Source organism: Ramlibacter sp. (genome assembly GCF_035706265.1).
GTDB lineage: Bacteria > Pseudomonadota > Gammaproteobacteria > Burkholderiales > Burkholderiaceae_C > Ramlibacter.
Genome location: NZ_DASSVG010000633.1, coordinates 1 through 9,395, shown reverse-complemented (window position 1 = coordinate 9,395; position 9,395 = coordinate 1). Strand labels below are relative to the sequence as shown.

Annotated in this window: 9 protein-coding genes and 1 pseudogene; 1 reads left to right on the top strand and 9 read right to left on the bottom strand. The window is 69.5% G+C overall.

Annotated features, from left to right (window positions below; all coding sequences use genetic code 11):
* Nucleotides 1–304: 304 nt before the first annotated feature.
* Nucleotides 305–835 (bottom strand): PaaI family thioesterase, encoded by a 531-nt coding sequence (locus tag VFM98_RS22835; RefSeq protein ID WP_325112188.1) that lies wholly within the window; start codon nt 833–835, stop codon nt 305–307.
* 127 nt (nt 836–962) lie between these two features.
* Here VFM98_RS22835 and VFM98_RS22830 point away from each other — a divergent pair, with 127 nt between their 5' ends.
* Nucleotides 963–1,163, top strand: a complete 201-nt coding sequence (locus tag VFM98_RS22830; RefSeq protein ID WP_325112187.1) for a CopG family transcriptional regulator — start codon at nt 963–965, stop codon at nt 1,161–1,163.
* Between the two features lie 21 nt (nt 1,164–1,184).
* Here the strand turns inward: VFM98_RS22830 and VFM98_RS22825 are convergent, their stop codons facing one another.
* The 8 genes and pseudogenes from VFM98_RS22825 to VFM98_RS22790 form a co-directional block, all read right to left on the bottom strand.
* A complete protein-coding gene (locus VFM98_RS22825; protein WP_325112186.1) occupies nt 1,185–1,829 on the bottom strand; it encodes a 2-dehydro-3-deoxy-6-phosphogalactonate aldolase in 645 nt (214 codons plus the stop codon).
* Between the two features lie 34 nt (nt 1,830–1,863).
* Complete coding sequence (locus VFM98_RS22820) at nt 1,864–2,748, bottom strand: 2-dehydro-3-deoxygalactonokinase (RefSeq protein WP_325112185.1); 885 nt, start codon at nt 2,746–2,748, stop codon at nt 1,864–1,866.
* A 60-nt stretch (nt 2,749–2,808) separates the two neighbouring features.
* Complete coding sequence (locus tag VFM98_RS22815) at nt 2,809–4,536, bottom strand: IlvD/Edd family dehydratase (RefSeq protein WP_325112184.1); 1,728 nt, start codon at nt 4,534–4,536, stop codon at nt 2,809–2,811.
* Between the two features lie 8 nt (nt 4,537–4,544).
* Complete coding sequence (locus tag VFM98_RS22810) at nt 4,545–5,420, bottom strand: carbohydrate ABC transporter permease (RefSeq protein WP_325112183.1); 876 nt, start codon at nt 5,418–5,420, stop codon at nt 4,545–4,547.
* 91 nt (nt 5,421–5,511) lie between these two features.
* A complete protein-coding gene (locus VFM98_RS22805; protein ID WP_325112189.1) occupies nt 5,512–6,411 on the bottom strand; it encodes a sugar ABC transporter permease in 900 nt (299 codons plus the stop codon).
* A 66-nt stretch (nt 6,412–6,477) separates the two neighbouring features.
* Nucleotides 6,478–7,791: an ABC transporter substrate-binding protein gene (locus VFM98_RS22800; RefSeq protein WP_325112182.1), complete on the bottom strand. Its 1,314-nt coding sequence runs from the start codon at nt 7,789–7,791 to the stop codon at nt 6,478–6,480.
* Between the two features lie 48 nt (nt 7,792–7,839).
* Nucleotides 7,840–8,919 (bottom strand): sn-glycerol-3-phosphate ABC transporter ATP-binding protein UgpC, encoded by a 1,080-nt coding sequence (locus VFM98_RS22795; protein WP_325112181.1) that lies wholly within the window; start codon nt 8,917–8,919, stop codon nt 7,840–7,842.
* A gap of 255 nt (nt 8,920–9,174) precedes the next feature.
* Nucleotides 9,175–9,395 (bottom strand): annotated as a pseudogene (locus VFM98_RS22790) (nucleoside-diphosphate sugar epimerase); the annotation flags it as partial.

Below are 9,395 nucleotides of genomic sequence, written 5' to 3'. Positions count from 1 at the left end.
GTCCGCGCTGACGCGCGGACTTCCCCGGAAAATCGGTTCCGCTGCCGCCCCGCATCACTCAACTGCGCCCCGCGTTCCGCGGGCTCCGTTCGAACAGAAGCCGGGAGTATGAGACGTACGCATGGCTCGCATCGCTTCGCTGCGTAGCCATGCTGCGGCAGCGAAACCGATTTTCCGGGCGACACCAACGCGGCCACGCGCCGCACACCGCCTGGCGCGACGCCCCCCCGGGGCTACTAATGAGCGCTGTCACGCGCAGCGCGCGTGCCGTGGGCGCCCGCCTGCGCGGGGATGACCAGTCCCCTCAGCGCAACTCGAACACCAAACACGTCGTCGTCGCATGCGCGTACAACGTGCCATCCGGTCCGACCAGCCTCGCCTGCGCCGTCGCGAGCTGGCGGCCGCAGTGGACCACCTCGCCTTCGGCCCGCACGCGCTGCACCTTGGGGCCGATCGCCTTCACCAGGTTCACGCTCAGTTCGGCGGTCGTGTAGCCGCGACCGGCCGGCATCATCGTGTGCACGGCGCAGCCGAGCGCCGAATCGAGCACGGTGGCGTACCAGCCCCCGTGCACGCCGCCCATGGGATTGGCGTGCGCGGGGCCGGGCCGGCCCTGGAACACGGCGCGGCCCTCGCCGGCCTCGACCAGGCCGAAGTCCAGCGTGCGCATGATCGGCGCCGCCGGCAGCTCGCCGCGCAGGATGGCCTGCATCACTTCGAGCCCGCTGCGGCCCGCGAACTGCTCCGGCGGCACCACGCCCCAGCCGGCGCCGGCCAGCTGCCGCTCCTGAACCTCGCGCTCGCGCGCCAGCCACTCTTCCAGTCGGTCACCCATGCCCGGGCCTCCATCGTTCTGCAGCGCCAATGATGGCATGGCGGCGCGGCTGCGCAGGCCGCGGCGCGCGGCCCACGGCGCAGGCAAAGGCCACTACACTCGGGGCCCCATCAGGACCGTTCGCCCAATGGAGCTCAAGACCGCACGGCTCACCGTCCTCATCGATCCCGCGAAGAAACAGGCGTTCGAGGAACTGTGCCGCGCGCAGGACATGACGCCCTCGCAGGTGGTGCGCCGCCTGATCCGCAACTTCATGGAACAGCATGAGGCGGAAGCGCCGCGCCGCGCACCGGCGCGCAAGTCCCCCACGACCCGTCGCGCGCGCTGAGCGCCCACCGCAACGCCGCCGTCAGGCGCGCAGCGTCCCGGCCCACGCGTCGGCGAAGGCGCGCGCCATGCGGGCCACTTCCTCGGCCGGCGTGCCCGGCCGGTACAGCGCCGAGCCGATGCCGAAGCCGCTCGCGCCGGCCGCCAGGTAGCCGGCCATGCTCGAAGGCGCGATGCCGCCCACGGGCAGCAGCGGCAACGGTGGCGGCAGCACGGCCCGCAGCGCCTTCACGGCTGCCGGCGGGATCATCTCGGCCGGGAACAGCTTGAGCCCGTGCGCCCCGGCTTCCAGCGCCGCGAAGGCCTCGCTCGGGGTCAGCACGCCCGGCAGGCACACCATGCCCGACCAGGCGGCGGCGCGCACCACGCGGGCATCGAAATGCGGCGACACGACCAGCCGGCCGCCGGCCTCGTGCACGGCGCGGACCTCGTCTTCGTTGCGCACCGTGCCCGCGCCGACCACCGCGCCCGGGAAGCGCCGCGCCAGCCGCGCGATGCTCTCCAGCGGCTGCGGCGAATTGAGCGGCACCTCGAAGATGCGCCAGTTCGCGTTCCACAACGCGTCGCCCACCGCGTCCGCCTCGGCCGGCGTGATGCCGCGCAGGATCGCCACCAGCGGCAGTTCCGCGAGCGCGCGATTCCAGGCCTCGGCGAGCAACGGGTTCATGGAATCGGCTGCGGCGGGATCGGCAGCGCCGCGCTCATGGCTGCTGCAGCGAGCGCGCCAGCGCCCAGTGGCCGCGCCAGGCTGCTTCCGAGCCGAGGCGGCGCGATTCGCAGCCCAGGGTGCGCAGCGCCAGCGCGTAGCGCTCGGTGAGCGCCGGCGCGCCGATCAGCACGACCTCCATGCCGTGCAGCGCGCGCGAGCGCAGCTCCTCGCCGATCACCAGCCCCGAGAGGTAGCTGGGCAGCTCCTGCGGCGTCAGGGGCCCGAACAGGGCCAGCATGCGGGCGCTGAAGGCGCTGTGCAGCAGCGAGCGGGCCTGCTGGGCGTGGCGCACGCCGCGCAGGAAGGCTTCCTCCTGCAAGGGCCCGTCTTCCTCCGGCATGGTGCGGGCCAGGATCGAATGCTGCCGCAGCACGCGGTAGAACTCGCCGGACATGAAGGTGGCGAAGGACTGCACCCGGCCCTCGGCCACGCGCACCCACTTGCAGTGCGTGCCGGGCAGCACGAACACGCCGTCGGCGAGGCCCAGCAGGTCCATCGCGCCGAACACCTGCACCTCCTCGCCGCGCATCGCATCGGGCGTGCCGAGGAATTCGTAGCGCAGGCCCGGCACCAGGGCGATGCGGCCCGGCTCGATCCAGGCCAGCGCGTGCGCCACGTCGTCGAAGGCGGCGGGGCAGGTGCAGTAGGGCGCCTCCTGCCAGCCCTGGCGGCTGCCGGCCATGCCGCTCACGAGGCACAGGGCCTGCGGCGCGGCGAGCCAGTCGCCCGCTTCCTCCTGCAGCACCTGCGCGAAGCCGCCCGGCGGCACGGTGAGGATGCCGCGTTCGCTGCTGCGCTCTTCCAGCGCAAAGCCGTCGGCGCCGATGCGGGCGACCCGCAGGGAGGAGGTTCCCCAGTCGACGCCGACGAGGTTCATGGCTGCCTCGTTCCCGTGCAGGCGGGAATCCGGGTGCGCGCGCCGCGCCTTGCCATGGTCTCAGTGGTTGTCGCGCGGCACGAAGGCGCCGCGCTGGCCGACCAGGAAATCGAGGTCGGCGCCTTCGTCGGCCTGCAGCACGTGGTCGATATAGAGCTTCCAGTAGCCGGAGGACAGCGGCGGCTGCGGCGGCTGCCATTCGGCCAGGCGGCGCGCCAGCTCCTCGTCGGTGATCTCCAGGTGCAACCGGCGCTTGGGCACGTTCAGCTCGATCATGTCGCCGTTGCGCACCACGGCCAGCGGGCCCCCGGCCGCGGCCTCGGGCGCGGTGTGCAGCACCACGGTGCCATAGGCCGTGCCGCTCATGCGCCCGTCGCTGATGCGGACCATGTCGGTGATGCCCTTGCGCAGGATCTTCGGCGGCAGCGGCATGTTGCCCACTTCGGCCATGCCGGGATACCCCTTCGGGCCGCAGTTCTTCAGCACCAGCACGCAGCTCTCGTCGACGTCGAGGTCCTCGTCGTCGATGCGGCGGTGAAAATCCTCGATGTCCTCGAACACCACGGCGCGGCCGCGGTGCACCATCAGCGCCGGCGTGGCGGCGCTGGGCTTGATCACGGCGCCGCGCGGCGCCAGGTTGCCGCGCAGCACCGCGATGCCCGCCTTCTCCTTGAAGGGCGCCTCCAGCGGCTGGATCACTTCCTTGTTCCAGTTCTGCGCATCGGCGATGTTCTCGCCGACGGTCCGGCCGTTGGCCGTGACGGCGTCGAGGTGCAGCGCGTCGCGGATCTCCTTCATCACCACGGGGATGCCGCCGGCGTAGCAGAAGTCCTCCATCAGGTGCTGGCCCGAGGGCTGCAGGTTCACCAGGCAGGGCATCTCGCTGCCCAGGCGGTCGAAGTCCTCGATCGACAGCTCCACGCCGACGCGGCGCGCGATGGCGATCAGGTGGATCACCGCGTTGGTGGAGCCGCCGATCGCGGCCAGCGTGCGGATCGCGTTCTCGAACGCCTGGCGGGTGAGGATGGAGGAGAGCTTCTGGTCCTCGTGCACCATGTCGACGATGCGGCGGCCGGCCATGCGGGCCAGCACGTTGCGGCGGCCGTCGACGGCGGGGTAGGCCGCGTTGCCCGGCAGGCCGACGCCCAGCGCTTCCACCATGCTGGCCATCGTGGAGGCCGTGCCCATGGTCATGCAGTGGCCGTGGCTGCGGTGCATGCAGCTTTCGGCCTCGAAGAAGTCCTGCAGCCTGAGCGTACCGGCGCGCACCTGCTCGCTCATGCTCCAGACGCCGGTGCCGGAGCCCAGTTCCTGGCCGCGCCACTTGCCACTGAGCATGGGGCCGCCGGAGACGCCGATGGTGGGCAGGTCGACGCTCGCCGCGCCCATGATCAGCGAGGGCGTGGTCTTGTCGCAGCCCATGAGCAGCACCACGCCGTCGATCGGGTTGCCGCGGATCGATTCCTCCACGTCCATGCTGGCGAGGTTGCGGTACAGCATGGCGGTGGGGCGCAGCAGCGTCTCGCCGAGCGACATCACCGGGAATTCGAGCGGGAAGCCGCCCGCCTCGTAGACGCCGATCTTCACCTGCTCCGCCAGCGTGCGGAAGTGCGAGTTGCAGGGCGTGAGCTCGCTGAAGGTGTTGCAGATGCCGATCACCGGCCGGCCGTCGAACTGGTCGTGCGGGACGCCCTTGCCCTTGACCCAGCTGCGGTAGGCGAAGCCGTCGCGGTCCTGCCGGCCGAACCATTGCTGGGAGCGCAACTCCTCGGGCTTCTTTCTCTTCATGGGATGCCTTATTCCTTGACGGCGCCGGTGAGTCCGGACACGTAGTACTCGACGAAGAACGAATAGATGACCGCCACCGGCAGCGACCCGAGCAGGGCCCCCGCCATCAGCGCACCCCAATGATAGACATCCCCTTCCACCAGCTCCGTCACCACGCCGACCGGCACCGTCTTCACCTCGGACGACGACACGAAGGTGAGCGCGTAGATGAACTCGTTCCACGACAGCGTGAAAGCGAAGATGCCGGCGGAGATCAGCCCCGGCACCGCCAGCGGCAGGATGATCTTCCACAGGATCTGGAAGCGGCTCGCGCCGTCGATCAGCGCGCATTCCTCCAGCTCGTACGGGATCGAGCGGAAGTAGCCCATGAGCAGCCAGGTCGCGAACGGGATCAGGAAGGTGGGATAGGTGAGGATCAGCGCCCAGCGGGTGTCGAACAGCCCGAGCTTGAACACGATGGCCGCCAGCGGGATGAACAGGATCGAGGGCGGCACCAGGTAGGCGAGGAAGATCGACAGCCCCACCTGCTTGGAGCCGCGGAAGCGCAATCGCTCGATCGCATAGGCGGCGAACACCGAGCACAGCAGCGAGACGAAGGTGGACACCACCGAGACGAACATCGTGTTCCACAGCCACTCGGGGTAGGAGGTGTGGAACAGCAGCTTCTCGAAGTGCGCGAAGGTGGGCCCGACGATCCAGAACGGATTGCCGTCGCGCGAGAGCAGTTCGGCGTCCGGCTTGAAGGAGGTGACCGCCATCCAGTAGAACGGGAACAGCAGCACGAACACGAAGATCGCGAGCGGGACGTAGAGCGTGACCCAGCGCCGCGGCAGCGAGCTGAGGTAGGCCATGCCCTGGCTGTCGTTGGAAGCCTGTGCCTTCATTTGACAACCTCCCCCAGGATCCGCACTGCGTGCTCCTCCTCCCCCCTCCGCAACCGGAGGGGGCCCGCGCCTTCGGGCGGCCGTGCGGCGCTCATTCGTCGCTCGCGCCTTGTTGCCAGGCCCGCCGCTGCAGGCCGAAGTACGAGAACAGGATCGCCGCCAGCAGGAAGGGCACCATCGCGATCGCGATCGCCGCGCCTTCGCCCAGCGCCCCGCCGGGGATCGCGCGCTGGAACGACAGCGTCGCCATCAGGTGCGTGGCGTTCAGCGGCCCGCCGCGCGTGAGCACGTAGATCAGCTGGAAGTCGGTGAACGTGAACAGCACCGAGAACGTCATCACCACCGCGATGATCGGCGTCAGCAGCGGCAGCGTGATGTAGCGGAAGCGCTTCCAGCCGCCGGCACCGTCGATGGCCGCCGCCTCGTACAGCGAGGGCGGGATCGTCTGCAGGCCGGCCAGCAGCGTGATGGCCACGAAGGGCACGCCGCGCCAGATGTTGGCCGCGATGGTGGACAGCCGCGCGTTCCACGGGTCGCCGAGGAAGTCGATGTAGGCGTCGATCCATCCGAGCTTCACCAGCACCCAGCTCACGATGGAGAACTGCGAGTCGTAGATCCACCAGAAGGCGATCGCCGACAGCGCCGTGGGCACGATGTAGGGCAGCAGGATCACCGTGCGGAAGAAGGTCTTGAACGGGATGTTCTCGTTCAGCAGCACCGCGAGCCACAGGCCGAGCGCGAACTTGATGACGCTCGCGACCGCCGTGTAGAAGAGGGTGTTGAACAGCGCCAGCCGCGTGACGCTGTCGCCCCAGAGGAAGGCATAGTTCCCCCAGCCTACCCACTCGCCGCCGCGGCCGATCTTGGTGTCGGTGAAACCGAGCCAGACGCCCAGCCCGAGCGGGTAGGTGAGGAACAGCAGCAGCAGCACCGCCGCGGGCAGCAGGAACAGCAGCCCGAGCAGGTTGCGGCTGCTGCCCAGCCGGTGCAGCGAGAAGGGCCGGGCACCGCCGGCCGCTTCTTCCGGTGCCTGGAGCGCGCCCGCTTCCACGGCCGCTTACAGCTTGTAGTAGCGGTTGGCGCGCTGGGCTGCCCGCTCCATTGCTTCCTTCGGCGTCTTGGAGCCGCTCACCGCCTCGGCCACCATGTCCTGCACGATGAAGTCGGCCAGCGCGCCGGCGGAGGCGTAGCCCAGCTTGCCCATGTAGCCCGCCGGCCGCATGTTCTTCACCGAGTCGCGGTAAGGCGTGTTCTTCGGGTCGGCCGTCCAGATCGGGTTCTTCTCGTAGGCGCGCAGGGGCTGCGAGATGTAGCCGCCGGAGGCCTGCATCCAGGGGCCGTACTGCTCCTCTTCCATCATGAAGCGCACGAACTCCTTGGCCGCCTTCGGGTACTTGGTGTGCCGGAACACCATCTGGTTGAAGAACAGGTGGTATTCGGTCGGCACGCCCACCGGGCCGATCGGGAAGGTCGCGTGCTGGATGTCGGAGGCCATCTCCTTGACCTTCGGGTCGGTCGCGTTCCTGGCCGCGTAGTAGATCGAGATGCCGTTGTTGGTGACGGAGACCTGGCCGTCGAGGAAGGCCTTGTTGTTGTTCGGATCCAGCCAGGACAGCGTGCCGGGGATGAAGGTGGCGTACAGCTCCTTGCCGTATTCCAGCGCCTTGAGCGTCTCGGGGCTGTCGATGATCACCTTGTTGTTCTTGTCCACCAGCGCGGCGCCGAAGGCCCAGATCAGCCACTGCGTCCAGCCGCTGTCGCCGGTGGCGTGGCCCAGCGCCATGCCGGCGGGCGTGCCCTTGGCCTTGAGCGCCTGGAAGGCCTTGAGCATGCCGTCGGTGTCCTTGGGGAAGGCGTCGAAGCCCGCGGCCTTGAGCATCGACCCGCGGTAGACCATCATCGAGCCGGTGCCGCCCAGGGGCACGCCGATCCAGCGGCGGCCGTCGGGCTTGAGGTAGGCCTCGCAGGCGGGATACCAGCCGCCGTACTTCTTGCCCAGGTACTCGGCGACGTCGGTCATGTCGACCAGCTTCTCGGGATAGAGATTGGCGTCGTCGTTGGTGGAAAGGATGATGTCGGGGCCGGCGCCGGTGTTGGCCGCCACCGCGGCCTTGGGCCGTACGTCCTCCCAGCCTTCGTGGTCGAGGCGGACCTCGATGCCGTACTTGTCGCTGAACTTCTTGACGTTGGCGATGTAGGCGTCCTCGTCGCCCTGCACGAAGCGCTTCCAGCGCAGCACGCGCAGCTTGGCGCCCTTCTCGGGCTGGTTGTTCCACTGCTGCGCCAGCGCGCCGGCCGGCCACAGCAGCGGCAGCGAGACGGCGGCCGCCCCGGCCGATGCTTTCTTCAGGAACTTCCGACGGTTCGTCATGGCTGTCTCCTTGGATGAAGAGGGAAAGGGCGGGGCGGTGGCGGCGCGCTACTGCGCGAGCCGCATGCCGCTGGCCGGATCGAACAGGTGGGCGCGGGCCGGATCCGGCCGCAGCCGGATGACCTCGCCCGGGCGGAAGGCGTGGCGGTCGCGGAACACGCTGGTGACCTCCACGCCGGCGAGCTTGGTGAAGACCTGGGTGTCGGCGCCGGTGGGTTCCACCACCACCACCTCGCCAGGCACGCCGTCACCCTCGGGCGCGAGCTCCATGTGCTCGGGCCGGGTGCCGTAGATCACGGATTGGCCGTCCTGCGCGGCGTGCGCGTGCGCCGGCGCGGGCAGCGACAGGCCCTGGCCGAAATCGATGCGCAGGCTGCCGTTGGCGCGCCGCACCACGCCGGGCAGGAAGTTCATCGCGGGCGAGCCGATGAAGCCGGCCACGAACTGGTTGGCCGGGTGGTCGTACAGCTCGAGCGGCGAGCCGGTCTGCTCCACCACGCCGTCGCGCATCACGACGATGCGGTCGGCCATGGTCATGGCCTCGATCTGGTCGTGCGTGACGTAGACGGAGGTGGTCTTCAGGCGCTGGTGCAGCTCCTTGATCTCGGTGCGCATCTGCACCCGCAGCTTGGCGTCGAGGTTGGACAGCGGCTCGTCGAACAGGAACACCTGCGGATCGCGTACGATGCAGCGGCCCATGGCCACGCGCTGGCGCTGGCCGCCGGAGAGCTGGCGCGGGTAGCGATCGAGCAGGGATTCGAGGCCGAGGATCTCGGCGGCCTTGCGCACGCGCTGGTCCGCCACCGACTTCGGCTGCTTCGCCAGCATGAGGCTGAAGGCCATGTTGTCGCGCACCGTCATGTGCGGATAGAGCGCGTAGTTCTGGAACACCATGGCGATGTCCCGTTCCTTGGGCGTGAGGTCGTTGACCACGCGGCCGCCGATGCGCACCTCGCCGCGGCTGATCTCCTCCAGCCCCGCGATCATGCGCAGCAGGGTGGACTTGCCGCAGCCCGAGGGCCCCACGAGCACGGCGAACTGGCCGTCCTCGATGTCGATGTCGACGCCGCGGATGATGTGCGCGGCACCGAAGAATTTCTCGACGTTGCGGATCTGTACGTTGGCCATCGTCCCCGCGGATGATCAAGAGCGACGCACCTTGTAGCATGGAAAAAATGGCGCGTCATCAGCAATGCACCCGCGCGTGCAGGTCGGCGCGGGAAAACCCGCGCAGCCATGGAAGTGGAATGTTTGCAGACTGGTGCGGCGGGCTGGCGCTGGAGCGCCGCAGGTAGGCTGGCGCTGGAGCGAAGCGAAAGCCCAGCGATGCGCGAGCGCCGCGAGCGCTGGGCTTCCGGCGCGCTCGCGCGCGGTCAGCGCCAGCTACGAAGCCTGCATCTGCCCTGAAAGGAGCACCTGCTGCCCGCGCGCGGTGGACACCGCGCGCAGCAGCGCACCCGCGACCTGCGCCGCGGTGATCGGGCGGTAGTTCGCGGGCACGAGGGGCTTGAGCCAGCGGCCGACCTGCTCGCCGATCTTTTCGCCGCGGCGTTCGGGCTGGCCCAGCGCCGCGCGGTCGCCCACCAGCAGGGAAGGGCGGGCGA

Coding starts and splice junctions, on each gene's coding strand:
- VFM98_RS22835 (WP_325112188.1), bottom strand. CDS start 835: ATGGGTGACCGACTGGAAGAGTGGCTGGCGCGCGAGCGCGAGGTTCAG.
- VFM98_RS22825 (WP_325112186.1), bottom strand. CDS start 1,829: ATGAACCCGTTGCTCGCCGAGGCCTGGAATCGCGCGCTCGCGGAACTG.
- VFM98_RS22795 (WP_325112181.1), bottom strand. CDS start 8,919: ATGGCCAACGTACAGATCCGCAACGTCGAGAAATTCTTCGGTGCCGCG.
- VFM98_RS22810 (WP_325112183.1), bottom strand. CDS start 5,420: ATGAAGGCACAGGCTTCCAACGACAGCCAGGGCATGGCCTACCTCAGC.
- VFM98_RS22830 (WP_325112187.1), top strand. CDS start 963: ATGGAGCTCAAGACCGCACGGCTCACCGTCCTCATCGATCCCGCGAAG.
- VFM98_RS22820 (WP_325112185.1), bottom strand. CDS start 2,748: ATGAACCTCGTCGGCGTCGACTGGGGAACCTCCTCCCTGCGGGTCGCC.
- VFM98_RS22800 (WP_325112182.1), bottom strand. CDS start 7,791: ATGACGAACCGTCGGAAGTTCCTGAAGAAAGCATCGGCCGGGGCGGCC.
- VFM98_RS22815 (WP_325112184.1), bottom strand. CDS start 4,536: ATGAAGAGAAAGAAGCCCGAGGAGTTGCGCTCCCAGCAATGGTTCGGC.